The sequence below is a fragment of the Phreatobacter sp. genome (assembly GCF_052440005.1).
Lineage (GTDB): Bacteria > Pseudomonadota > Alphaproteobacteria > Rhizobiales > Phreatobacteraceae > Phreatobacter.
Genome location: NZ_JBQVQL010000003.1, coordinates 43,989 through 68,452, shown reverse-complemented (window position 1 = coordinate 68,452; position 24,464 = coordinate 43,989). Strand labels below are relative to the sequence as shown.

Genomic DNA, 24,464 nt, shown 5'->3' with positions numbered 1-24,464 from the left:
GGACATGACGTTCCGGAGCCAACGCACGAGCGACCACCGCGCCGAGCGCATCCTCGCGATGCTGGCGCGCTATCAGCCCGTGCCCGGCGTCTATGACGAGATCCTCGACGAGCATGGCGAGCCGCGCGCCCACTGGCAGCCGGTGCTGGCAACCCTTGCCGACCTCGGTCCGCGGGAGCTGGAGAAGCGTTTCGCCGGCGCCGACCGCTATCTGCGCGATTCCGGCGTCTTCTACCGGGTCTACGACGACCCGAAGAACGGCGAGCGCGCCTGGCCGCTGGCGCATCTGCCGCTGGTCATTGCGCCCGACGAGTGGCGGGCGCTGTCGGAGGGGCTCATCGAGCGCGCCGGCCTGCTGGAACACGTGCTGAAGGACCTCTTCGGCCCGGCCGACCTCGTCAGCGACGGCCTCGTTCCCGGCGCCACAATCGCTGGCTCGCCGGACTTCCTGCGACCCCTGGTCGGCACGCCGCCGCGCGGCGGCTCCCACCTCCTCTACTACGCCGTCGACGTCGGCCGCGGGCCCGACGGGCGGTGGTGGGTCCTCGGCGACCGGGCGCAGGCGCCGTCGGGCGCCGGCTACGCGCTGCAGAACCGCCTCGCCATGTCCCGCTCGCTGCCCGAGATCTACCGCAACCTGCCGGTGGAGCGGCTCGCGGGGTTCTTCCAGGCGCTGCGTTCGGAGTTCTCCGGCCATGCGGCGGCGACGGATTCGCGCGTCGCCGTGCTGACGCCCGGCCCGCTCAACGAAACCTATTTCGAGCACGCCTTCCTCGCCCGCTATCTCGGCTTCCTCCTGGCGGAGGGCGCCGACCTCACCGTTCGCGACGACACGCTCTATGTCCGCACGGTCTCGGGGCTGAAGAAGCTGGAGATGGTCTGGCGCCGCCTCGACGCCGACTTCGCCGATCCGCTCGAGCTCAACCCGCGCTCGCAGCTCGGTGTCGCCGGCCTCGTCCATGCCATCCGCTCCGGCAAGGTGACGCTCGCCAATGCGCTCGGCTCGGGCGTGCTGGAAGCGCGCTCGCTGCTCGCCTTCCTGCCCTCCATTGCCCGCGCGCGGCTCGGCCGCGACCTCGCCATTCCCCATGTCGCGACCTGGTGGTGCGGCCAGCCGCTGGAACGCGGCGCCGTCATCGCCGACCTCGATTCCTTCGTCATCGCGCCGGCCTTCGCCCAGACCATTCCCGGCCTCCTCGACGAGGGCGCGGTCCTCGCGTCCAGCCTCGCCCCGGAGAAGCGGCTCCGGCTCGCCGAGGAAATTCGCCTGCGCGGGTCGGACTTCGTCGCCCAGGAAGTGGTCAAGCTCTCGACCATGCCGGTGTGGAACGACGGCTATCTCGAGCCCCGTCCCTTCATCCTGCGCCTCTTCCTGGCGCGGGTGGGCGACGGATGGCAGGTGATGCCCGGCGGCTTCTGCCGCATCGGCGACCGCATCGACGCACGCGCCGTCACCATGCAGCGGGACGGCCGATCGGCCGATGTCTGCGTGCTGGCGGAGGGGCCGGTGGCGGAGACGACGCTGCTGCCGACACCGGACAAGGTAGAGCTGCGGCGGTCCACGTCTTCTCTCCCCAGCCGCGCGGCGGACAACCTGTTCTGGCTCGCCCGCTACATGGAGCGGGCCGAGGCGACCCTGAGGCTGCTCAGGGCGCTCGGCGATCACGTCGGCAGCGGCGAGACGACCGGCCCCGACATGATGAAGCGGCTGGTCGAGCTGCTGATCTCCTGGGAAGCGCTGCCCAAGGACACCGTGCTCACGGACCCCCATGCCGTGGCGGCCGCGGTGCTTCATGGCGACCGGCCGGGCGGGCTCCTGTCGCTGTCGCGCGCCGCGCTGAACGCCGCCTCCGTCATCCGCGACCGGTTCTCGCCGGACGCCTGGAAGACCATCGGCGACATGGTCCATCTCGCCGAGGACGGCCGGCGCCCCGAGGCGGGCGCCCTCGACCGGGTGGAGGCGGGACTCAGGCTGTCTGCGGTCTTCTCCGGCCTCGCCCAGGAGAACATGAACCAGCTCATCGGCTGGCGCTTCCTGAAGATCGGCAAGCGCATCGAGCGGGCGCTCGGCATCTGCCGCTTCGGTCGCACCTTCGCCGACGCCAAGGCCGGCACGGCGGGGCTGGACCTGCTGCTGGCGCTCGCCGACAGCCAGATCACCTACCGCCGCCGCTACGTGATGATCGCGGCGCGCGCGCCGGTGCTCGACCTGATCACGCTCGATCCGAACAACCCCCGCTCCGTCGCCTTCCAGGTGGAGCGGATCGCCGACCATCTCGCCCACCTGCCGGACCATGTCTCCGACGGGCGGCTGAACGTGCCGGAAAAGCTGATCGCCCGCGCGCGGGTGGACCTGCAGACCGCCGACGCCCACACCCTCGACAGCCGCCAGATACTCGCCATCGAGCAGCGGCTCATGGCGATCTCCGACGAGGTCTCCGAACGCTATTTCACCCACCGCGACGGGGCGACCCCGGTCGGTGCCGCCGCCAGCGATCTGTTCTGATGCGCTACCAGGTCCGCCAGGTCACCGACTACAGCTACGCGCGGCCGGTCGTCTTCGCCCAGCACGTGCTGCGCATCGTGCCGGTCGACCGGCCGGGCCAGACGGTCTCGCGCTGCGAGATCGCCATCTCGCCGGAGCCGGCGATGCGGCGCGACGACACGGACTTCTTCGGCAATCGGCGCATCTTCCTCGACCTCGACCGCCCGCACCGCAGCCTGAAGATCGAGATGCGCGCCGAGATCAGCGTCGCCGGTACGAGCCGGCCCCTGCCCGGCATGGACCCGCCCTGGGAGCGGGTGCGCGAGACGGCCTTCGCCAGTGCCGACATGTCGCCGGCCTCGCCGGTCCATGCGCTGTTTCCCTCGACCTACGTGCCGCGCGACCCAGCGATCCGCGCCTATGCCAGCGCGTCGTTCCCGCCGGGACGGCCGATCCTGGAAGCGGCCTTCGACCTGGCCAAGCGCATCCAGGCCGACTTCGCCTATGCGCCTGGCACCACCGACACGTCGACGCCGGCCGCGAAGGCCTTCGCCATGCGCCGCGGCGTCTGCCAGGACTTCACGCACATCATGATCTCGGGGCTGCGCGGCCTCGGCCTGCCGGCGGCCTATGTCTCGGGATTCCTGCGCACCATTCCGCCGGCCGGACAGCCGCGGCTCGAGGGCGCCGACGCGACCCACGCCTGGGTGTCGCTCTGGTGCGGACCGGAGCTCGGATGGTGGGGGCTCGACCCGACCAACGGCCTGATCGTCGGCGAGGACCATATCGTGCTCGCCATCGGCCGCGACTTCGTCGACGTCGCGCCGAACGGCGGCGTCGTGATCGCCGCGGGAGACCACGACATCTCGGTGGCCGTGGACGTCAAGCCGGTCGCAGGCTGACGCAGTATCAGGACTCGAAGGTCATCATCAGGCGGCGGCGGAACTCCGCATAGTCACGCACGACGACCATGCGCTGCGGGACGAGGAGATGGCGCAGCGTCGCCTCGTGGGCGCCGATCCAGATGGGAACGTCCTCGGCGAGCCCGCGATCGAGATGGACCAGATCCTCCTGAAGCGAACCGCCGGGAAGGCTATGCACGGCGCTGATGACCATCAGGGCGACCTTGGCTGCGGCGACATCGGCCGCGAGGGCCCGGGCCGGCATGCCCGCACCGAAATAGACCAGGCGGTGGCCCAGTGAGGCGGCGATGAAGGCGCCCGCCAAGAGTCCGAGCTCGTGGCGCTCCTCACCCAGCGTGGCGAAAGCGATGGGGGGCCGGTAGGCCGCCGGCGCCAGTCCCGATATGGCGGCGGTGACGACGTCGCGCGCCTTCGCCGACAGGCGGTGCTCGTCGCCGACCCCCAGCCGTCCCTCCTGCCAGCGTTGGCCGACATGGCGGATCGCACGGCCGTAGACGTCCACGGCGACGGCGGGCGGCGAGGCCGTGAAGACGAACCGCAGCATCATCCCGAAGGCATCGACGTCGCGATCATCGACCGCCTGTTCGAGCTTGAGGATCATGTCGCGGTCGAGAGAGCGGAGGTCCGGCAGCGACGGCTGCAACTGCTTCAGCTCGGCAATGGTGAGGCCGCTCAACTCGGACACCCTGTGCCCCGTGACGACCAGTTCCTTGACGAGCATCAGCCGCTCGACATCCTCGGCGGAATAGAGCCGGTGGCCGCCGACCGTCCGGGAGGGAGCGATGAGGCTATGGCGCCTTTCCCAGCTGCGCAGCGTCGACACGTTGACGCCGGTGAGGAGCGACAGTCGCGAAATGTCGATCGGCCTGTTCAAGAGCGCCCCCCCAGCGGTCGGATGCCACACTAAAACGCCATGCCGCTGCGCATGACGTCCATGAAGTCTGGCTCCGCTGCGCAACTTCTGCACAGCTTGATACTGCAAAAAGATTACGCAATTCACTTCTGGGGTTTGGCTCCTGCGGGTCTCGCGTCGAAGGTTGTCGTAACGTCACCATGAGGGGCATTTTGGGCGCGTTTCGATTCAGATTTTGTTCAATTGCGCAGGGTGATGGATGGGGCGTCGCTGGTTCCCCCAGGACCAACCAGGAAACGTCCAAATGCTGTTCCGCAACCACGCCGCCAACAAGCTGGCGGCCCTGGATCTCTCTCAGGCCGTGATCGAGTTCGAGCCCGACGGAAAGATCATCACCGCCAACGAGAACTTCCTGAAGACGCTGGGTTACCGGCTGGAGGAAATCCGCGGCCAGCATCACTCGCTGTTCGTCGCCCCCGAGGACAAGGACGGACCGGCCTATCGCCAGTTCTGGGACGAACTGCGCGCCGGCAAGTTCCAGGTCGCCGAGTACAAGCGCATCGGCAAGGGCGGCAAGGAGGTCTGGATCCAGGCGTCCTACAATCCGGTGAAGGACTCCCGTGGCCGGGTCTACATGGTCGCCAAATATGCGACCGACGTCACCGACCAGAAGCTGCGCAACGCCGATATCGAGGGACAGCTCGCCGCGATCCACAAGGCCCAGGCCGTCATCGAGTTCACGCTCGACGGCACGATCCTCACCGCCAACGAGAACTTCCTGAAGACCCTGGGCTACGGCCTCGACGAGATCCGCGGCCGGCACCACTCCCTGTTCGTCGCCTCGGGAGAGGCCAACTCCGGCGAGTACCGGGCCTTCTGGGCGTCGCTGGCGCGCGGCGAGTTCCAGGCAGCGCAGTACAAGCGCATCGGCAAAGGCGGCACGGAGGTCTGGATCCAGGCCAGCTACAACCCGATCTTCGACATGAACGGCAAGCCGTTCAAGGTGGTGAAGTTCGCCACCGACATCACGGCGCAAATCAGGGAGCAGGAGCGCCGGGCGCAGGTTCAGCGGCAGATCGACGGCGATCTCGGCCATATCGGTGATGCCGTCTCCAGCGCCAAGCACGAGGCGACGCAGGTCGCCGCGGCCTCGACCCAGACGTCCGGCAACGTGCAGGCGGTGGCCGCCGGTGCCGAGGAGCTGGCCGCCTCCGTCGGCGAGATCAGCCGTCAGGTGACGAACGCCCGGGAGATCTCCGGCGGTGCCGTCGAACAGGCCACCAGGACCAGCGAGATCGTCTCGGGCCTCTCCTCGGCCGCGGCCCGGATCGGCGACGTGGTGCAGCTCATCAACAACATCGCAGCCCAGACCAACCTTCTGGCTCTCAACGCCACCATCGAGGCGGCACGGGCCGGCGAGGCCGGCAAGGGCTTCGCGGTGGTGGCCTCCGAGGTGAAGAGCCTCGCAAGCCAGACGGCAAAGGCCACCGACGAGATCGGCGCGCAGATCGCCTCGGTGCAGGCCTCGACCGAGGGCGCCGTCAGCGCCATCGGCGACATCTCCACCACCATCGTGCGGATCAGCGAGATCTCAACGGCGATCGCCACGGCGGTGGAGGAGCAGAGCGCGGTGACGGCGGAGATGTCGGCCAACATGCGCGTGGCCGCGGAAGGCGTCCAGGCCATCTCCACGAGCATGAACATGATCGCCCGCTCGACGGGAGACATCGACGAGGCGACCGCCAAGGTCCGGACCGCGTCGCGCTCTCTGGCCTGACGACCTCGACGGGACGCCGGCGACCGGTGCCCCGTTTCCTGCCGCCGCGCCTCCGGGAGCGGCGGCGCGGGCGATGACAGCCTGCGGGCCCCCCTTGCTCCCCCTCAAGACAACGTGTCGCAGCCGCGGGCTTTCCCCATTCAGTTTCTGTCAATTTCGCCGACTTACCTAAGGTAACATCAGGAGTCGGCATGGAGGCCGACCGACACACCGGATGGGACCATGCTGTCATTCTCAGCCGAAGCCGCCGCCCGCGTCGCCGCTCTCGACCGCTCGCAGGCGGTGATCGAATTCCAGCCGGACGGGACGATCCTGGCTGCCAACGCCAATTTTCTTGGTGCCGTCGGCTATGCCCTCGACGAAATCCGCGGGCGACATCATTCGATCTTCGTCGCGCCGGAAGAGCGCGAGAGCCCGGCCTACAAAACACTTTGGACGAGCCTGGCGGCCGGCGAATTCCGCTCCGCCGAGTTTCGCCGCATCGGCAAGGGCGGCCGGGAGATCTGGATCCAGGCCTCGTACAACCCTCTGAAGAACCGTCGCGGACGGACCTACAAGGTGGTGAAATATGCCACCGACGTGACGGCCGAGAAAAAACGGGCGACCGAAGCGGCCGGCCAGATCGAAGCCCTCAACAGGTCTCTGGCGGTGATCGAATTCAACCTCGACGGGACGATCATCACCGCCAATGCCAACTTCCTCGCAACCATCGGCTATGGCCTCGACGACATCCGTGGGAAGCACCATGCGATGTTCGTCGATCCGGTCGAGGCGCGCTCGACGGAGTACCGGGCCTTCTGGGACCGGCTCGCCAAGGGCACATTCCAGACCGGTCGCTACCGGCGCGTCGGCAAGGGCGGGCGACCGGTCTGGATCCAGGCCTCCTACAACCCGATCCACGACGTCCACGGCAAACCGTTCAAGGTGGTGAAGTTCGCCAGCGACGTGACGGGTGAGGTCGAGGAGAGCGAGCGCCGCGAACGAGCGCAGAAGGAGATCCACAAGGGGCTCACGGGCATCGCGCGATCCGTCTCCGTGGCCCGCGAAGAGGCGACGGAGGTCGCAGCCGCCTCCGGCCAGACGGCGCAGAACGTCCAGGCCATGGCGGCGGGGGCCGAGCAGCTCGCCGGATCTGTGGGCGAGATCAGCAGGCAGGTCGCCCGCGCCCGTGAAATCTCGCAAGGCGCCGTCGAGGAGGCCGCGCGAACCGGGGACATCGTCCAGGGACTGTCGACGGCAGCGGCGCGCATCGGCGACGTCGTGCAGCTCATCAACGGCATTGCGGCGCAGACCAATCTCCTCGCGCTGAACGCCACGATCGAAGCGGCGCGCGCCGGAGAGGCCGGCCGAGGCTTCGCTGTCGTCGCCCAGGAGGTGAAGCAGCTCGCCAGCCAGACATCGCGCGCGACGGACGAAATCGGCGCGCAGATCGCGTCGGTGCAGGCCTCGACCGACGGGGCGGTCGGCGCCATCGGGGCGATCTCCACGACCATCCTCAGCATCAGCGGGATTTCCACCGCCATCGCCAGCGCGGTGGAGGAGCAGAGCGCGGTGACGAGCGAGATGTCGTCGAGCATGCGGGTCGCAGCTGAGGGTGTACAGGCCATCTCCCGCCGCATGGGCACGATCGCCGCGACCACGGGCGACATCGATGCCGCGACCGCGCACCTGCAAGAAGCGGCACAGCGCCTCGCCTGACGGAGGAGCCGATCGACGATCGACGGGTGGCGGCCTGTCCCGGGTGAGGCTTTCGCCAGCCTCACGGACCCGTTGGGCCACGGGTGACCGCGAAGCCGTCAACCGTCTGCACGGTTGACCATTAAGCCCCTGTTGTCCTTCTCTTTTCTCGCTTCTTTTATGGATTTCGGGGATGATCGGTTGAAAGAGAGGGCACGGTCATGTCCCTGCTTGTATCGCCGACGGCTCCTGCCACGCTTCCCCGGGTCGGCTCGCCACCGCTGTTCGCCGACGAACCCTCGGGAGCGCCGCGCCAGAGCGAACTCCTCAGGCTGCTGCGCATCCACAGCTGGTCCATCGACCTGAAGACCGAGCGGGTGCGCTGGGAGAGCGTCGACGCCAACGACCGCACCGTGGTCATCAAGGCGACCCTGACCGACCTCCTGAAGCAGGCGAACGACGAGGATGCCGGCAAGTTCCGCGCCCACCTGAAGCAGGCGATCGACACGGGCAGCGCCGGCCCGGACCATTTCCGTTTCGACGACCTCGATCATGCAGCCAGCGAAATCGAGTCGGTCTGCGTGCTCAAATGGCTGGCCGGCCATCCCGTGGTCGTCGGTCTCTACCGGAACTGCGAGAAGGAGCAGCGGCAGGCCGCGGTGGTCGGCGCCATGCGGGCGACGATCGAGACGCTCGTCGCCGAATCGACCAGCTGCATGGTCGTGCTCGCGCGCGACGGCACCATTCTCAATTGCAACGCGCCCTTCGCCAAATGCCTCAACCTCAAGGACAGGCGCATGGCGATCCGGCAGAACGCCCTCGACCTCGTCGGCGGCCTGTCCGAGCGCCTCGAAGGGATCATCCGCGGCGCACTCCTCTCCCAGGAGGCGCTGTCAGGCCACTTCGTCACGACCTTCCCCGGCGGCCAGGTGCGCGGCGTGCGCTGGAAGGCCTTCGGACTGGACCTCCAGAGGGGCGAGTCCGCCACCCGCGTCTTCGCCTTCGACCTGCGCCGGACCGAGGCCGACGACATCATCGACTAGGCAGGCGCATAGAGCCGGCCGGTGTCGAACCGCGCCATGTCGGCGAGCAGCTTGACGAATTCGGCGGCCTGGAACGCGGCGGTCGCCCTGCCCTTCTCCGCCGTCGCGAGCGAGGCGTCGCCCGCCGCCCCGTGCGGGTTGATGTCCTGGGCCATCCAGCCGAAGGCGTGGTTCAGCGTCGGCCTGAGATAAGTGAACTCCTTCTCCATCGACACCATCACCGGCTCGAACAGCTTCGCCTGGCCCATGTCGACGAGGTCCGGCCGGAAGTGCAGCATCAGCGAGGTCTCGACGTCGCCGCCATGGATGCCATGCTTGATGTCGAGGTCGCCATAGAGGCCGGCCGGGCGACCGAAGGCGGTCCAGCTGGTGACCACGGCGAGCTGGCGGAAGCGGATGCGCAGCTCCCGCGCGACGACGCGCATGGGGTCGAGATTGCCGCCGTGGGAGGTCAAGAGCACGATCTTGTCGATGCCGGCGCGCTTCACGCTCTCGCCGATCTCGATCCAGCTCTTCAGCACCGTCTCGGCGGACAGCGTCAGGGTGCCTTTCGAGTGGAGGTGCTCGTTGGACTTGGCGACGGCCTCGATGGGCAGGAAGAGCGCCGTCACCTCGGGCCCGACCAGCGGAAAGGCTGTGTCGATCATGCCCTGCATGATCGACGTGTCGGTGGAGACCGGCAGATGGGGGCCGTGCTGCTCGATGGCGGCCAGCGGCAGCACGGCGACGGTGGTCGCCGGATCGAGCCGATCGAAATCGGTGGTCTTCAGGTCACCCCAGTGACGGGCCGGCATGGGAGGTCTCCGCAAGGCTCATGTCACGGCTGTTGGCAAGCCGCGCTCCGGCGCGCAATGTGCGCGCCGGACAAGGGCCGCGCAATGCACTGGACCGGCCTTTCCAGCAAGCGGAGCCTTCTATGACTTTCGACCTGATCCTGCGCGGCGGCCGCGTGATCGACCCCTCGCAGAAGATCGACGGGGTGCGCGACGTGGCCTTCACCGACGGCAAGGTTGCCGCGGTGGGCAAGGATCTGAAGCCCGGCCCCGCCACCGAGATCCGCGACGTGTCGGGCTACATCGTCACGCCGGGCCTGATCGACCTTCACACCCACGTCTACTGGGGCGGCACCTCGCTCGGCATCGACGCCGAGGAATTCTGCCGCACCTCGGGCGTCACCACCGCCATCGACACCGGCTCGGCCGGCCCGGGCAACTGGATGGGCTTCCGCAAGCACGTCATCGAGAAGAGCCAGGTCCGCATCCTCGCCTATCTCCACGTCAGCCATGCCGGCATCTACGGCTTCGACAAGCGCGTGATGGTGGGCGAGAGCCGCGAGATCGACCACCTGAATCCCTGGGACTGCGCCCGCGTCGCCGACGAGAACCGCGACCTCATCGTCGGCATCAAGGTGCGCGTCGGCCGCAACTCCTCCGGCACCAACGGCGAGGCGGCCCTCGACATGGCGCTGCAGGTGGCGAACGAGGTGGGCATGCCGCTGATGGCCCATATCGACCACCCGCCGCCGTCCTACGAGCACGTGATCGGCCGTCTGCGCCCCGGCGACGTGCTGACCCACGCCTTCCGCCCCTTCCCCAACGCGCCGGTCACCGCCCAGGGCGCGGTGAAGCCGGAGGTCGTCGCCGCCCGCAAGAAGGGCGTCATCTTCGACATCGGCCACGGCAAGGGTTCGTTCTCGTTCAAGACCACGCGCAACATGCTGGCGAACGGCTTCGAGCCCGACGTCATCTCCTCCGACGTCCACACGCTCTGCATCGAGGGCCCGGCCTTCGACCAGGTGACGACGTTGTCGAAGTTCCTCTGCCTCGGCATGCCGCTCGACCGCGTCATCGCGGCGTCGACGGTCAACGCCGCCATGGCGCTGAAGCGCCCCGAGCTCGGCAGCCTGAAGCCCGGATCGGTCGGCGACGCGACCATCCTGACCATCAAGGACGGCAAGTTCGACTATGTCGACGTGGTGGGAGAGCACCTGATCGGCGACAAGAAGATCGTCTCCGAGGGCACGGTCATCGCCGGCAAGTGGTGGCATCCCAAGCGGTCCAACAAGTTCCGCAAGCTGGCGACGGCCTGATCCGACCCCTTCAAGACACGAAAAAGCCCGGCGTTTCCGCCGGGCTTTTTGTTTCAGGGATCGGGAGACGATCAGGCGGCGCGGATGCGGCCGAGGAAGCCGGACACCGCCCGGTCGAGCTCGACCGAACCCTGCTTGAGGTGGCGCGCCGCGTCGTTCATCGCGCTGGCGGCGGTGCCGGTCTCGTCGGCGGCGCGGGTGACGCGGCCGATGTCCGTTTCGACCGAGCGGGTGCCGCCGGCAGCGTCGGAGACCGAGCCGGCGATGCCGTTGGTGACGGCGGACTGTTCCTCGACGGCGGCCATGATCGAGAACGAGACCGAGTTGATCTCGCCGATCGTCTTGTTGATGGCCTCGATGGCGGCCACGGCGTCGCCGGTGACCGACTGGACGGCGCCGATCTGGCTGGCGATCTCCTCCGTCGCCTTCGATGTCTGGGCGGCGAGGCTCTTCACCTCGGTGGCGACGACGGCGAAGCCCTTGCCGGCCTCGCCGGCGCGCGCCGCCTCGATGGTGGCGTTGAGGGCGAGCAGGTTCGTCTGGGCCGCGATGGCGTTGATGAGAGCGACGACGTCGCCGATCTTCTGCGTAGAGGTGGCGAGCGTGGCGACAATCTCGCCGGTACGCGTCGCCTGCTGCACGGCGGAGGCCGCGATGTGCTGGGCCTGGGCGGTTCGGCTGGAGATCTCACCGATCGAGGAGGCGAGCTCCTGGGCCGAGCTGGCGGCGCTCTCGACGCTCTGGGTCGCGCCGGCAGAGGTCGCGGCGACGGTCTGACCGAGATCGGCGACATTGCGGGCCACGTCGCCGACGCGGCTGGCATTGTCGACGATTTCCTCGGCGGACCGGGTGACGGTCTGGACGACCGACTGGACGGTGGCGGAGAACTCGTCGGCGAGGGCCGACATCTCGCGGGCACGCTGGTTGCGCATGTCCTTTTCACGCTCGGCCTCGGTGGCCTTGAGGCGCTCGACCTCGCGGACGTTGTCGCGGAAGACGAGGACGGAGCGCGCGAGCCCGCCGATCTCGTCCTTGCGGTCGACGTCGCTGACCTCGACATCCGTGCGCCCTTCCGCGACGCCGTTGACGGCGCTGGTCAGCCGACCGAGCGGACGCGTGACACCGGTGAAGATGGTCCAGAAGGCGGTGAGACCGGCGAGCAGCGCCAGGGCGATCATGGCGCCGATGAGCCAGACCAGCGTCTGGCGGGTCGCATCGACCTCAGCGGAAAGGGCCGTGACGCGGCGGGCGTTGGTCTGGGCGAAGGCGGCCATTTCGGCGTTCAGCCGCTGGCGCGTCGCGCGGTTGGGCTCGTTGTCGCCGATCACCCGTGCGGCCTCGTTGCCGCTGCTCCGGCCGGTCTGGGCGAGTTCGGTGCGCAGGCGGATGAAGTGCTCGGCCTGCTCCAGAAGACGCTTCTTCAGCGCCTCGTCCTCGGGATGGGCGAGGCTCGCCCACTCGGTCACAACGGTTCGCAGCTTGGCAAGCTCCCGATCCTGGCCGGCGGCGAAGCGCTCCAGCGCCGCCTTCTCGGCCGACATGTAGATGCCGCGCGATTCCATCACGACCGCATAGATGAGGCCGTTGGCGCGCTCGGCGAGCTGCGTCACCCGCGCCGTCCGCTGGTTCTCCTCGACCGCATGCTGGTAGCGCTGAAAGCCGTAGATGGCGACGCCTGCCACGATGAGCGAGGCGGCGGTGAGGCCGGCGACGATGGAAAAAAGCTTGGTCCGGATTTGCAAGGTCGATCTCCGCAGAATTCGCAGAAACATGCTGCACATTTCGTTGCCGCAGCGTTAATGCACACTTTTGCTGGATATCAAGCCGCATGACTCCCGCGTTGAAAATCGTTAGAGGCGACGACAGCACCGCCGAAATCACGAGACATCCATGATACGTGAGGGATATCCGCCCCGCGCCGAAGTCGACCTCAAAGCGCTGGAGCGTCTTCTCGGCGATGTGCCAACGGAACGCGAGCCGACCATCGTCCGCCGGCGCTCGCGCGACTTCTTCTGGTACTCGCCGATTCTCGCGGAACAGCTGAAGCACGTGGCGGCGGACATCATCGTCAGGCCGCGCGACGAGGCGGACGTGATCCGGACGGCCGCGGCCTGCGCGAAGCTGCGCATTCCCCTGACGGTCAGGGCCGGCGGCACCGGCAATTACGGTCAGGCCATGCCGCTGGCCGGCGGCGTTCTCCTGGACATGACCGAGATGACCGGCGTTCTCTGGCAGAAGCCGGGATCGGTGCGCGTCAGGGCGGGCACCAACATCCTCGCCCTCGATCAGGCGACGCGGCCGAACGGCTACGAGCTGAGAATGCATCCCTCCACCAAACGCACCGCGACCATCGGCGGCTTCGTCGCCGGCGGCTCGGGCGGGGTCGGCTCCGTCGCCTACGGGGGTCTGCGCGAACCTGGGAACATTCTCGCCGCCCGCGTCGTCACGGTGGAGGAAGAGCCGCGCGTTCTCGAACTGCGGCAGGACGCGGCGCAGAAGGTCAATCGCGCCTACGGCACGACCGGCATCATCACCGAGCTGGAGATGCCGACGGCCCCTGCCTGGCCGTGGATCGACGTGGTCGTCGCCTTCGACACCTTCGCCGAAGCCTTCCGTGCCGGTCGCGACATCGCCCATGCCGACGGGGTGGTGAAGAAGCTCGTCACCCCCATCGCCTGGCCGATCCCGGGCCAGTTCGCCGCCCTGAGGCAAGCCTGTCCGGACGGCAAGGCGATCCTCGTCTGCATGATCGCCGAGCCGTTCCTCGAAAGCTTCGAGGCGATCCTGGGCGGGCGCGGCACCCTCACCTGGCGGGCGCCGTCACGGGAGGAGCCGGGGGAGACGCCGCTCTACGAATATGCCTGGAACCACACCACGCTGCAGTGGCTGAAGACCGACCGCTCCATCACCTATCTGCAACTCCTCTATCCACACGACCGGCTGGAGGAGAGCGTCACGGAGATGGCCGAGACGTTCGCGGGCGAGGTGCTGCCGCATCTCGAGTTCATCCGCTTCGGCGGTCGCCTGACCTGTTCGGCGCTGCCGATCGTCCGCTACACCACGCCGGAGCGGCTCTTCGAGATCATCCGGCTGCACGAGGAGCGCGGCGTCATGGTCGCGAATCCGCATGTGTTCGGCCTGGAGGGCGGCTCGCGCCACAAGCGGGCCGAGGCCGACCAGCTCGGCTTCAAGGCGGAGGTGGACCCGATGGGTCTGCTCAATCCCGGCAAGATGGAGAGCTTCGTGCCGGTGCGCTGAGGCACGGGACTTGCTGCCCCCTGCCCTGTCGCTCCTCCAGCCGGTGCCCTCATGCGCGTGCTCTATCTCTACTGCCATCCTCTCCCTGAGAGCTTCCATGCGGCCATCCGCACCGAGGCCCTGGCCGCGCTGGCGGCGGCCGGCCACGAGGTCGATCTCCTCGACCTCTATGCCGAGGGCTTCGATCCGGTTCTCTCCGAGGACGGCCGCAGGCGCTACCACGACGAGAGCCGCAACCAGCAGGGGTTGGAGCCGCTGATCGCGAGGCTGCGGGCGGCCGAGGCGCTGGTGGTTCAGTTCCCGACGTGGAGTTTCGGCCCGCCGGCCATGCTCAAGGGCTTCTTCGACCGCATGTTCATGCCGGGCGTCGGCTTCGACATCTCGAACCCCGCGGCAGTGAAGCCGCTTCTCGGCCACATCCGCTCCATCACCGGCATCGTCACCTACGGTCGTCCGTTCTGGTACGCGCTCTACATGGGCGACCCGCCGAAGAAGATCGTGATGCGCTACCTCTGGTGGTTCACGGGCCGCAAGGCGAAGCGCCGCTATCTCGCGCTCTACCACCTCAACGTCGCGACGCAGGAGCAGCGCACGGGCTTCATCGCCAGGGTGAGGGCGGCGATGGCGGGGGTGTGAAGGCGTCCTTTTCCCTGCGCCTCAACCACCGAAAGCAAGTCTTGGATGCCCGGCGCGAGGCCGGGCATGACGGGTGGAGGTTCGAGAGCAAGGTCCTCCGACGCCATCAATCCCGCGTCGGAGCTGTTGCGGACGGACTGGCCGCTCGCTCGCCCCTGCCGTCATGGCCGGGCTCGTCCCGGCCATCCACGACTTGAAGACGGCGCCCGCAAGACCGCGCGGTGCTCGATCGAGGCCTGACATGGCGGTTCAGGGCTGCCGCCCTCAATTCTCCCGCTTCAGCGCGCTTTCGTGCCAGCGGCGCAGCAAGAGGTGCGACACCCAGCTGATGGTGAGGAAGATGGCGATGCCCGACATCGAGATCATGATCAGCGCCGCGAACATGCGCGGGATCTTGAGCTGGTAGCCGGCCTCGAGGATACGGTAGGCGAGGCCCGAGGCCGAACCGCCAGACCCTGCGACGAATTCCGCCACTACGGCGCCAATGAGGGCGAGGCCGCCGGAGATCTTCAGCCCGCCCAGGAAATAGGGCAGCGCCGCGGGCAGGCGCAGGTGGCGCAGGGTCTGCCAGCGGGAAGCACCGTAGAGCTCGAAGAGGTTGCGCAGGTTGTGGTCGGCCGAGTTGAGGCCGAGGATGGTGTTGGACAGGATCGGGAAGAAGGCGACGATCCAGGCGCAGATCAGCAGCGACAGGTTGATGTCGCCGACCCAGATGATGATCAGCGGAGCGATGGAGACCACCGGCGTCACCTGCAGGATGACCGCATAGGGAAAGAGCGACTTCTCCAGCCATTTGGACTGGGTGAAGAGCACGGCGAGGCCGACGCCCAGGGACACTGCGGCGATGAGGGCGGCGGCGGTGATGCGCAGTGTGACCCAGAGCGAGGCCGAAAGGGTCCCCCAGTCGGCGACCAGCGTCTTGGCGATCAGCCAGGGCCCCGGCAGGATGAACGGCGGGATCTCCCGCCACCAGACGATGAACTCCCAGGCGGCGAGCGCGAAGATGCCGATGCCGAGGGGCGCCAGGATGCCCGGCCAGGCCTCGGTGGAGATCCCGAGCACCTTCCGGTCCTCGCGGAAGATCGGCCGGGCCTCGGCGTCTGTCCCGTCGTGGGGGACGGCGGAGGGGGGAAGCGTCGCGTCGGTCATGCGGAGATCGCCTCCTTCAGCTTCTCGGATGCGATCCGGCACCAGTGGGCGTAGTCGGCGGAGGTGCGGAACAGGTCGTCGCGCGGATAGGCCGCCTCGACGCGGAGGTCGGCCATGACGCGGCCGGGCCGCGCCGCCATGACGACGATACGCTGGGAGAGATAGACGCTCTCGAAGACCGAATGGGTGACGAAGACGGCGGTGAAGCGGTTCGCCTCCCACAGGCGCAGGAGGTCGTCGTTGAGCTTGTGGCGGGTGATCTCGTCGAGGGCCGCGAAAGGCTCGTCCATCAGCAGGATCTTCGGATGGGTCACCAGGGCGCGGGCGATGGAGACGCGCATCTTCATGCCGCCCGAGAGCTCGCGGGGATAGCTCTTCTCAAAGCCCTTGAGGCCGACGAGCGCCAGCATCTCGGCGCCGCGCGCCTGCGCCTCGCCCTTGTTCGTGCCGCACAGCTTCAGCGGCAGGACGACATTGTCCAGCGCGGTGGCCCAGGGCATGAGGGTCGGGTCCTGGAAGACGAAGCCGAGCTCGCGCGCCGGCCGCCCCCAGGCGTCGTGAGTCATCGTCGTCCAGTCGATCGTGCCGATACTGGGCTCGCCGAGGCCGGCGATCATGCGCAGCAGGGTCGACTTGCCACAGCCGGACGGGCCCAGCAGGCTGACGAACTCGCCGCGTGCCAGGTCCAGGTTCACGTCGCGGACGGCGATGGTGCCGTTGGCGAACTGTTTGGAGACGTGACGGATGGCGACGAGCGTGGATGCGCCCGTCGCCACCGGCCGGTCCATGGTCGACACTGGTGTCACGTGGACTTGCCCACGCCCTTGTTGACGAAGCGCAGGTCGTACGCCTTCTTCACGTCGATGCCGGCCGGGAAGACGCCGGCGTCGCGCATCTGGACGTAGAAGGCCTGCCAGCGCGCATCGGTCATGGCGCCGATGCCGAGCGTGGTCGCGTCCCCCGACATGACGATGCCGTTCTCGGTCATGACCTTAATGGCATAGTCGATCTTCTTCTGGTCCATGTCCGGGTTGTCGCGCATGATCAGCTTGTTGGCATCGGCGATGGCGGCGCCGCCCTTCATGTACTCGGCCCAACCCTCCAGCGAGGCGGTGACGAAGCGCTGCACCACGTCGGCGCGCTCGTCGACCATCTTCTTCGAGATGTTGATGGTCGTGTTGTAGTTGGCGAAGCCGGCATCGGCGATGAGGTGCACCAGCGGCTTCACTCCGCCCTGCTGCTCGATGGCGAAGGGCTCCGACGATAGGAAGCCCTGCTGGCAGATGTTCTTGTCGGCGAGAAAGGGCGCCATGTTGAAGGTGTAGGGGCGCACCTGCTCGTCGGTGAAGCCGAAGCGCGCCTTGAGATAGGGCCAGAACGACGTGCGGCCGCCGGCGCCGACGAGGATGGTCTTGCCCTTCAGCGCGGCCAGGCTGTCGTTGCCGACGCCGGGATGGCAGATGATGACCTGCGGGTCCTTCTGGAAGATGGAGCCGATGCAGAGGAACGGCAGGTTCTCCTGGACATAGCGGACGGCCTCGAAGGAGTTCGACATGATCATGTCGACCCGGCCGCCGAGCAGGAGCTGGGACGGGTTCTGCTGCGGTCCGCCCATGCGGATGTCGGCGTCGATGCCGTACTTCCGATAGATGCCGGCGGCGACCGCCTGGTAGAAGCCGCCATGCTCGGCCTGGGCGCGCCAGTTGGTCTGGTAGGAGACCTTGTCGAGGCCCTGGGCCGTGACGAGATCGGACCGCATCAGATAGGCGGCGGAGACGCCGGCCCCGAGGGCGAGTGCACGGCGGCGGGTCATGCGATGGGCGGGGGACTTGACGGACATGCGACCTCTCCTGAAGCGGGCCTTGTACGACCCTTGAAATCCATGATGGCGGCCAGAGCAACGGGCATGCCGGCTTATCCTACGATATCGTAAAGCCCCCGGGATCAGCCTGCATATTTTTTAAGCATCTGCACCTTGCCCCGCGCAAATTCTCATCCTTGAACTGCGGTTTTGACCGGTTCGCCGGCATGGCGCTGACCGCCGCGATTTGGCACTGTGCCGCCGTCTCCAACGGGTTTCGTCCATGAGTGCTCTCGACCGTCTTCGCGCCGACCTCGCCGGCATCGCCCTCACCGAGGACGCCGCCTCCGTCAGGATGGCGAGCCGCGACTTTTTCTGGTTCTCGCCGGTGCTGAAGCCGGAGCTCGAGGGCAAGGTGGCCGACCTCGTCGCCACCCCGGCGGACAAGGAGGAGCTGCGCCGCATCGCCGCGGCTTGTGCCCGCCACCGCGTGCCGCTGGTGATCCGCGGCGGCGGCACCGGCAACTACGGCCAGGCCGTTCCGCTCGCCGGAGGCGTCGTGGTCGACATGCGGCAGATGAACCGCATGGTCTTCGCCCGGCCGGGAGGCGCGCGCTTCGAGGCCGGCGCCAACATGCTCGACATCGACAAGCTCCTAGACCCGCACGGCCAGGAGCTGCGCTTCCACCCCTCGACCCGGGCGCAGGCCACCATCGGCGGCTTCGTCGCCGGCGGGGCGGCTGGGGCCGGCTCCTGCACCTGGGGGCAGATCGACAATCTCGGCGCGGTGACGGCGCTGGAGGTCATGACGGTGGAGGCCGAGCCGCGGCTGATCGAGCTGCGCGGCCGCGAGATTCTCAAGGTGATGCACGCCTATGGGGTCAACGGCATCATCACCGAGGTGGAGGTGCCGACCGCCCCCTCCCACGACTGGGCCGAGCGGATCGTCACCTTCGACAGCCTGATGGCAGCGGCGCGCTTCGGCCAGGCCTTCATGGAATGCGACGGCATCGCCAAGAAGCTGGTCTCGGTCCACGACCCCCGCATCGTGCCCTACCTGAAGCGCCTCGCGCCCTACCTCCAGGAAGGCCGCGCCTTTGCCATCCTCATGGTCTCGGAGCCGCAGGCCGACACGCTCGACCTGCTGATCGGCGACCACAAGGGCGAGGTCACCTTCCGGCGCGGTGCGGCGGAAGCCAAGGCGGTGGCCTTCGGCACCCACAAGGAGCGCGGCGGCCCAGGGCCCCTCTACGAATACACGTGGAACCACACGACGCTGCACGCCCTGAAGATGGATCCGTCCATCACCTATCTGCAGCTGCGCTTTCCCGCGCCGAACAATCTCGCGCTGGTCGAATGGGCGGCGAAGGAGTTCGACGAGGACGTCTATTTCCACCTCGAGTTCCAGCGCCGCGAGGGCAAGGTCATCACGTCCTCGCTGCCGCTGGTGAAATACACGACCCCGGAGCGCCTCACGCAGATCATGGAACGGGCGGCGGAGGGCGGCGTGCAGCCGTCGAACGCCCACACCTTCGTGCTCAACAATGCGGGATGGAAGCGCATCGACGCGCCGCAGCCCGAATTCAAGCGGCAGGCCGACCCGCACGGGTTGATGAACCCGGGCAAGCTCCTCGGCTGGGAGGCTGAGGCCCAGCAGGCGGCGGAGTGACTAACAAGCGCCCCAGAACTGCCGCATCACGGACCAATGATGACCAGCCCGTAACCAGGCGTTTTGAGGGCATTCGAAGTCTCATAAGCATTTCGAATGAGCCCCCGCTCGATCAAGATCAGGACGCGCCAGCTCATGGGTCAGAGGTGAGTTACTCCGTCTTCGAAGTCGCAAAGAGCGATTTGAAAGACCTCTCCGAGGGAAACCCAGTGGTCGTACCCTACCTAGAGTAGTTGATGCGGCGATTTAGGTTGCAGGAGCTGCCGACTTGGAGGGCCGGCCGCCCTGCTCTGCTAGTCAACCCCCCGGCGCCACTGCCCCCCGCTGCTCGACAATCCTGCGGTAATGGTCCGGCTGGCGGTGCATGTCGAAGTTGAAGATGGTCGCCTTGTAGCTCTTGGTCAGGTCGAGGTCGCAGCGGGCGACGACCAGTTCGTCCTCCTGGGTCAGAGCCTGGCCGATCACCTCGCCGGTGGGGGCGATGATGGAGGAGCCGCCGATCATCTCGCAGCCCTCCTCGACGCCGCACTTCGCCACGCCGACCACCCAGGTGCCGTTCTGGTAGGCCCCTGACTGCATCACGAGCTGGTTGTGGAACTCAGACAGGCGGTCATGGTCGGGGGCCGGCGGATTGTGGCGCGGCGTGTTGTAGCCGAGCAGGATCATCTCCACCGACTGCAGGCCCATGACGCGGTAGCTCTCGGGCCAGCGGCGGTCGTTGCAGATCATCATGCCCATATTGCCGCCGAGGCCGTTCCACACGCCCCATGAGAGGTCGCCGACCTCGAAATATCGCTTCTCCAGGTGCTGGAAGGCGCGCCAGGGCTCGTGCCCCGCATGACCTGGAAGATGAATTTTTCGATATTTTCCAATGACCTTTGCGGATTTGTTCACGAGGATGGCCGTGTTGAAGCGCCGCCCCTCGGGGGTGAGTTCCGCATAGCCGAGCGAGAAGCCGATGCCGAGCCGAGCCGCCTCGTTGAACAGCGGCGCCGTCTCGTTGGAGGGCATCTCGCGCTCGTAGAAGCTGTCGATCTCCTCCTGGCTCTCCATCCACCAGCGCGGGAAGAAGGTGGTCAGCGTCAGTTCGGGAAAGACGACGAGGTCGCAGCGATGCGAGGCCGCCTCGCGCATCAGCTCGACCATGCGGGCGACGACCTCGCGGCGCGAATGCGCCCGCTGGATGGCGCCCATCTGGGCGGCGCCGACGGTGACGATGCGGCTCATGCGGGCTCCTTCTCGACGTCGGCGGCGTCGCGGCCGACGATCTCACGGTAGATGGCGGGGTCTGTGGCGCCCTCGGTGCCGATGCAGAGGATGCGCGCGCCGGCGTCGAGGCCAAGGGCGGCCCTCATGCGCGCATCGCCTGCCGCCGCCCGGAAGCCGGCAAGGCCGGCGACACCGGACTCACCCGCGGCGAGGCCCTCGCCCGCGAGCAGCCGCATGGTGTCGGCGGCGAGGAGGTCGGGGATCGCCATGAAGGCGTCGGCGCCGGGCGAGAGCAGCGCCCAGGCGAGTTCGGAGGGCTCTCCGCAGGCGAGACCCGCCATGATCGTGTCGAGGTCGCCGCCGACACTGGTCCAGCGGCCCGCCTTCGCGCTGACGAGGAGACAATCGGCCCGGTCCGGCTCCACGACGACCAGGACCGGCCGGGAAGCGCCTTCCTTCTCCCAGTACCAGGAGAGCACCCCGGCGGCGAGGCCGCCGACGCCACCCTGGATGAAGACGTGGGTCGGGCGGGCGCCCTGCCCCTCCGCCTCCAGCGCCAGGACCGCATAGCCCTGCATGACGTCACGCGGAATGAGATCATAGCCCGGCCAGGATGTGTCGGAGACGATGGTCCAGCCGTTGGCGGCGGCAGCCTCGGCCGAAGCGCGCACGGCGTCGTCATAATTGCCGGGCACGCGCCGCACCTCGGCGCCGAAGGCGGCAATCGCGGCCGCCCTGCCCTCGCTCACCGTCTCGTGGACGTAGATGACCGCCTCGACCCCGAGGCGACGCGCGCCCCAGGCGACCGCGCGGCCGTGATTGCCGTCGGTGGCGCAGGTGACCGTGAGCCCGTCGGCCGATCCGCGGGCCGCGACGAGGCGCTCGACCGCATAGGCCCCGCCCAGCGCCTTGAAGCTCTTCAGGGCAAAGCGGTGCGCCTCATGCTTGTAGAGCACCTCGGCGACGCCTGCCTCGGCGGCGATCCTGCCGAGCGACAGAAGCGGCGTCGGCCGGTAGCCGTCCCACGCGGAGATGGCGCGGTGGGCCTCGGCCGCCTTGGCGAGCGAGAGGATCGCCCGTTCCCCCTCACCATAGGCCCGATGGCGATCGAGGGCCGGATTGGCGAGGAGGGCGGCGCCCCCGGACATGCGAATGGGTTGAGGCATCGTCAGAGGAGACCAGGCGAGACGAGGCGCACCGGCGTCGGCCGGGACGGCGATGATGGGGGACATGCGAGTCGTAAGCGGCAGCGAGGCATCTGTCACCTCGGCGCGGCGCGCAGATGCCACGCGTGGGACGGGCGGCGTGCGGCATCGCGCCCCTGCCACCATGCAAATAAAACCTTGGCTCTATTCAATATTCATGCGATGATGATCAATCGCTGCAACGTGCCGTCACCTTGCTCCGATGCAATTCGATCCATCGACGATCCTATCGGGGCGCGCTTGTGTTTTCTGCGACGCCGTCGATGCGACAACGACCGAGCCGGCGCCGCGGCGCTGGAACTGATGATCGACTGCGATACTGACGGCACCGCCCTCTTCTTGCGATTGCGAATTGACGTGGCGCGCCAGTTCTACAGGCGCCCGCGCCGCTTCCTGCGCGCGACCGCCGACCGAAAGATCATTCATGACACGTGACAATTCCCTTCGCCGCACTTCGTCTCCCCGTCGCTTCGACGCGCTCTATGCCGAAGGCTGGTCCGGCTGCCCGGCATGCGGCGTCCGCCACCCCATCGCGCCGGTCGGGTCTCGCCATCTCGCGCCTGATCGCATCGAGCACGACTGGCATTGCGACTCCTGCGGCCACGACTGGACCACGTCGCTCGCCGGGACCGGCGGAAGCCTTCGCCCCGGAGCGACACCCCGTCACGACAACGACGCCGACGTCGCTGTCTTCCGGATCGTCCCGGCCGACCGGGCCCTGCTGCGCAACGCCGTCCTCGCGGCCCGCATGGCCGGCTCTTCCGCCGTCGTCCTGCCGTTCCGCCTGTGATCCTCGCCATGACAGTCGCCACCCTGGTCCGCAGTCTCGCCGTCGCCGGAGCCTTTGCCGCGACCATGGCCATGGCTGCCGAGCCGAGCGCGGTGACCGGGCGCGCACCGACGGGCGAGGAAAGGCGCGCCATCGACCAGCAATTGACCGAGGCCGGGCTCGCCGCGGTCGGCGATGTGACGCTGGTCGGCAGCCGCTGGTCGCTTCAGGCCTCCGCCCTCGCCACGGGGGCGCGGTTCAACCTTGAACTGAGCAATCTCGACTTCGCCATCGTCAGCCGCCGCGCCGCGCCCTGAGGGCGGCCGCCGAGCCATGCGCGCCGCGGATGCCTCGCTTCCAGCCGGGCTCGCTGGCCATCGCCGCAAGCCCGTGGAAAGGTCTCGCCGCACCATCGGCTGCGAGCGACGGGACCTTCAGGACATGCGCATCTTCACGGCCAGCATCGCCACGGAGACGAACACCTTCTCTCCCATTCCGACGTCGCTGGAGAGCTACCTGACGAGCCTTGCGGCCCGGCCGGGCGAGCATCCCACCGACAAGCCGACGCTGTGCACCGCGCCGCTCTTCGTCGCCCGCCGCCGCGCCGCGCAGGAAGGGTTCACGCTGGTCGAGGGCTCCTGCTTCTTCGCCCAGCCGGCCGGACCGACCACGAAGGTCGCCTACGAGAGCATGCGTGAGGAAATCCTCGACCAGCTGAAGGCGGCGCTGCCGGTGGACGGCGTGCTGCTCGGCATGCACGGGGCCATGGTCGCCGACGGCTACGAGGACTGCGAGGGCGACATGCTGGAGCGCGTACGGGCCATCGTCGGCCCGTCCTGCGTCATCGGCGTCGAGCTCGATCCGCACAACCACATGACGAAGAAGCGGGTCGGCCTCGCCGACATCATCATCTGCTTCAAGGAATATCCGCACGTGGACATCGTCCCGCGCGCCGAGGAACTGGTGACGCTGGTGCTGAAGACGATCCGCAAGGAGATCCGCCCGGTCGCCTCGCTCTACGACTGCGGCATGATCGCCTTCTATCCCACGACCTCGGAGCCCAACACGTCCTTCGTCGCACGCCAGAAGAGCTTCGAGGGGCGCGACGGGGTGCTCTCCGTCTCCTTCGTCCACGGCTTTCCCCATGCCGACGTGCCGGAGATGGGCTCGCGGGTGCTGGTCTATACCGACGACGCCAAGGCGACCGGTGATGCGCTGGCGACGCGGCTCGGCGAGGAGATCATCGCCCTGCGCGGCAAGACCGCGCCTCCCAACCTCGATTTCGCCGAGGCTCTCGACCAGGCGCTGGCGGCCGACACCGCCAGGGGGCCGGCCATCATCGCCGAACCCGCCGACAATGCCGGCGGCGGCTCGGCCTCCGACAACACGATGTCGCTACGCGAACTCGTCGCCCGCGGCGTGGAGAACGCGGCTGTGGCGCCGCTCTGGGACCCGATGGCGGTCGGCTTCTGCCATGCGGCGGGAGCCGGCGCCCGCCTGCGCCTGCGGATCGGCGGCAAGACGTCCGAGCTCTCGGGCGAGCCCTTCGACGCCGACTGTGAGGTGCTGGCGGTGGCGAAGGACTGCCACCAGAGCTTCGGCGAGGCGAAGGGACCGGTCGGCGATCTGGCGGCGGTGAGGATCGGCGGCGTCACCGTGATCATGAACACCAACCGCGCCCAGGCGCTGGGACGCGAGCTCTTCACGGCCCTCGGCCTCGATCCCGCGTCGTACCGCCTGCTGGTTCTGAAATCGGCGCAGCACTTCATGGCGGCCTACGGCCCGCTCGCCTCGCATGTCTTCTACTCGGAGACGCAGGGGCCCTCGACCCAGCGCTACGAGACCCACCACTACAGCCGCATCGCCAGGCCCAAATGGCCGCTGGATGCCGAGGCGCCGGGCGCGCTGATCCTCTGACCCC

Annotated in this window: 21 protein-coding genes; 13 read left to right on the top strand and 8 right to left on the bottom strand. The window is 68.0% G+C overall.

Annotated features, from left to right (window positions below; all coding sequences use genetic code 11):
* Window positions 1–4 precede the first annotated feature (4 nt).
* Window positions 5–2,506 (top strand): circularly permuted type 2 ATP-grasp protein, encoded by a 2,502-nt coding sequence (locus tag ACT6XY_RS01605; RefSeq protein WP_444746596.1) that lies wholly within the window; start codon window positions 5–7, stop codon window positions 2,504–2,506.
* Window positions 2,506–3,387 (top strand): transglutaminase family protein, encoded by an 882-nt coding sequence (locus tag ACT6XY_RS01600; protein ID WP_444746595.1) that lies wholly within the window; start codon window positions 2,506–2,508, stop codon window positions 3,385–3,387. The genes ACT6XY_RS01605 and ACT6XY_RS01600 overlap by 1 nt, the downstream gene beginning before the upstream one ends.
* Before the next feature lie 7 nt (window positions 3,388–3,394).
* On the opposite strand, the gene ACT6XY_RS01595 is transcribed toward ACT6XY_RS01600, so the two are convergent.
* Window positions 3,395–4,282, bottom strand: a complete 888-nt coding sequence (locus ACT6XY_RS01595) for a MerR family transcriptional regulator (RefSeq protein WP_444746594.1) — start codon at window positions 4,280–4,282, stop codon at window positions 3,395–3,397.
* 283 nt (window positions 4,283–4,565) lie between these two features.
* On the opposite strand from ACT6XY_RS01595, the gene ACT6XY_RS01590 reads away from it, so the two are divergent.
* The 3 genes from ACT6XY_RS01590 (at window position 4,566) to ACT6XY_RS01580 (ending at window position 8,758) form a co-directional block, all read left to right on the top strand.
* The gene (locus ACT6XY_RS01590; protein WP_444746593.1) at window positions 4,566–6,038 is read left to right on the top strand and encodes a methyl-accepting chemotaxis protein; all 1,473 of its coding nucleotides are present in this window, start codon (window positions 4,566–4,568) and stop codon (window positions 6,036–6,038) included.
* Between the two features lie 222 nt (window positions 6,039–6,260).
* Window positions 6,261–7,736: a methyl-accepting chemotaxis protein gene (locus tag ACT6XY_RS01585; protein ID WP_444746592.1), complete on the top strand. Its 1,476-nt coding sequence runs from the start codon at window positions 6,261–6,263 to the stop codon at window positions 7,734–7,736.
* A gap of 200 nt (window positions 7,737–7,936) precedes the next feature.
* Window positions 7,937–8,758, top strand: a complete 822-nt coding sequence (locus ACT6XY_RS01580; protein ID WP_444746591.1) for a hypothetical protein — start codon at window positions 7,937–7,939, stop codon at window positions 8,756–8,758.
* Here ACT6XY_RS01580 and ACT6XY_RS01575 read toward each other — a convergent pair.
* A complete protein-coding gene (locus tag ACT6XY_RS01575) occupies window positions 8,755–9,552 on the bottom strand; it encodes a creatininase family protein (protein ID WP_444746590.1) in 798 nt (265 codons plus the stop codon). The genes ACT6XY_RS01580 and ACT6XY_RS01575 overlap by 4 nt on opposite strands.
* 122 nt (window positions 9,553–9,674) lie before the next feature.
* On the opposite strand from ACT6XY_RS01575, the gene ACT6XY_RS01570 reads away from it, so the two are divergent.
* The gene (locus tag ACT6XY_RS01570) at window positions 9,675–10,847 is read left to right on the top strand and encodes an amidohydrolase/deacetylase family metallohydrolase (RefSeq protein WP_444746589.1); all 1,173 of its coding nucleotides are present in this window, start codon (window positions 9,675–9,677) and stop codon (window positions 10,845–10,847) included.
* Between the two features lie 71 nt (window positions 10,848–10,918).
* On the opposite strand, the gene ACT6XY_RS01565 is transcribed toward ACT6XY_RS01570, so the two are convergent.
* Window positions 10,919–12,589, bottom strand: coding sequence for a methyl-accepting chemotaxis protein (locus ACT6XY_RS01565; RefSeq protein WP_444746588.1), 1,671 nt, complete (start codon window positions 12,587–12,589; stop codon window positions 10,919–10,921).
* A 148-nt stretch (window positions 12,590–12,737) separates the two neighbouring features.
* Here ACT6XY_RS01565 and ACT6XY_RS01560 point away from each other — a divergent pair, with 148 nt between their 5' ends.
* Entirely contained in the window at window positions 12,738–14,105 is a 1,368-nt protein-coding gene (locus tag ACT6XY_RS01560; RefSeq protein WP_444746587.1) for an FAD-binding oxidoreductase, read from the top strand.
* A 51-nt stretch (window positions 14,106–14,156) separates the two neighbouring features.
* Window positions 14,157–14,741, top strand: a complete 585-nt coding sequence (locus tag ACT6XY_RS01555; protein ID WP_444746586.1) for an NAD(P)H-dependent oxidoreductase — start codon at window positions 14,157–14,159, stop codon at window positions 14,739–14,741.
* Window positions 14,742–15,005: 264 nt separating this feature from the next.
* Here the strand turns inward: ACT6XY_RS01555 and ACT6XY_RS01550 are convergent, their stop codons facing one another.
* From ACT6XY_RS01550 to ACT6XY_RS01540, 3 genes are read right to left on the bottom strand one after another with little or no spacing between them, the layout of a single operon-like run.
* Window positions 15,006–15,890 carry an ABC transporter permease gene (locus tag ACT6XY_RS01550; protein ID WP_444746585.1) on the bottom strand — a complete coding sequence of 295 codons (885 nt, stop codon included), beginning with the start codon at window positions 15,888–15,890 and terminating at the stop codon, window positions 15,006–15,008.
* A complete protein-coding gene (locus ACT6XY_RS01545) occupies window positions 15,887–16,678 on the bottom strand; it encodes an ABC transporter ATP-binding protein (protein ID WP_444746621.1) in 792 nt (263 codons plus the stop codon). Before ACT6XY_RS01545 ends, ACT6XY_RS01550 begins: the two co-directional genes overlap by 4 nt.
* A 14-nt stretch (window positions 16,679–16,692) precedes the next feature.
* Window positions 16,693–17,730: an ABC transporter substrate-binding protein gene (locus ACT6XY_RS01540; protein ID WP_444746584.1), complete on the bottom strand. Its 1,038-nt coding sequence runs from the start codon at window positions 17,728–17,730 to the stop codon at window positions 16,693–16,695.
* A gap of 244 nt (window positions 17,731–17,974) precedes the next feature.
* Here ACT6XY_RS01540 and ACT6XY_RS01535 point away from each other — a divergent pair, with 244 nt between their 5' ends.
* On the top strand, window positions 17,975–19,360 hold the full coding sequence (locus tag ACT6XY_RS01535) for an FAD-binding oxidoreductase (RefSeq protein WP_444746583.1): 1,386 nt from the start codon (window positions 17,975–17,977) through the stop codon (window positions 19,358–19,360).
* A gap of 297 nt (window positions 19,361–19,657) precedes the next feature.
* Here ACT6XY_RS01535 and ACT6XY_RS01530 read toward each other — a convergent pair whose 3' ends face one another.
* Together ACT6XY_RS01530 and ACT6XY_RS01525 are read right to left on the bottom strand one after the other, a co-directional pair.
* The gene (locus ACT6XY_RS01530) at window positions 19,658–20,587 is read right to left on the bottom strand and encodes an N-carbamoyl-D-amino-acid hydrolase (protein ID WP_444746582.1); all 930 of its coding nucleotides are present in this window, start codon (window positions 20,585–20,587) and stop codon (window positions 19,658–19,660) included.
* Complete coding sequence (locus tag ACT6XY_RS01525) at window positions 20,584–21,717, bottom strand: diaminopropionate ammonia-lyase (protein ID WP_444746581.1); 1,134 nt, start codon at window positions 21,715–21,717, stop codon at window positions 20,584–20,586. Before ACT6XY_RS01525 ends, ACT6XY_RS01530 begins: the two co-directional genes overlap by 4 nt.
* Before the next feature lie 195 nt (window positions 21,718–21,912).
* Between ACT6XY_RS01525 and ACT6XY_RS01520 the strand changes: the two genes are divergently transcribed.
* The 4 genes from ACT6XY_RS01520 to ACT6XY_RS01505 all read left to right on the top strand — a co-directional run bounded on the left by ACT6XY_RS01520 (window position 21,913) and on the right by ACT6XY_RS01505 (window position 24,460).
* Window positions 21,913–22,209: a hypothetical protein gene (locus ACT6XY_RS01520; protein ID WP_444746580.1), complete on the top strand. Its 297-nt coding sequence runs from the start codon at window positions 21,913–21,915 to the stop codon at window positions 22,207–22,209.
* Window positions 22,199–22,564, top strand: coding sequence for a hypothetical protein (locus tag ACT6XY_RS01515; protein WP_444746579.1), 366 nt, complete (start codon window positions 22,199–22,201; stop codon window positions 22,562–22,564). The genes ACT6XY_RS01520 and ACT6XY_RS01515 overlap by 11 nt, the downstream gene beginning before the upstream one ends.
* A gap of 8 nt (window positions 22,565–22,572) precedes the next feature.
* Window positions 22,573–22,860 carry a hypothetical protein gene (locus ACT6XY_RS01510; RefSeq protein WP_444746578.1) on the top strand — a complete coding sequence of 96 codons (288 nt, stop codon included), beginning with the start codon at window positions 22,573–22,575 and terminating at the stop codon, window positions 22,858–22,860.
* A gap of 124 nt (window positions 22,861–22,984) precedes the next feature.
* On the top strand, window positions 22,985–24,460 hold the full coding sequence (locus ACT6XY_RS01505; protein ID WP_444746577.1) for a M81 family metallopeptidase: 1,476 nt from the start codon (window positions 22,985–22,987) through the stop codon (window positions 24,458–24,460).
* The last annotated feature ends 4 nt before the right edge of the window (window positions 24,461–24,464 follow it).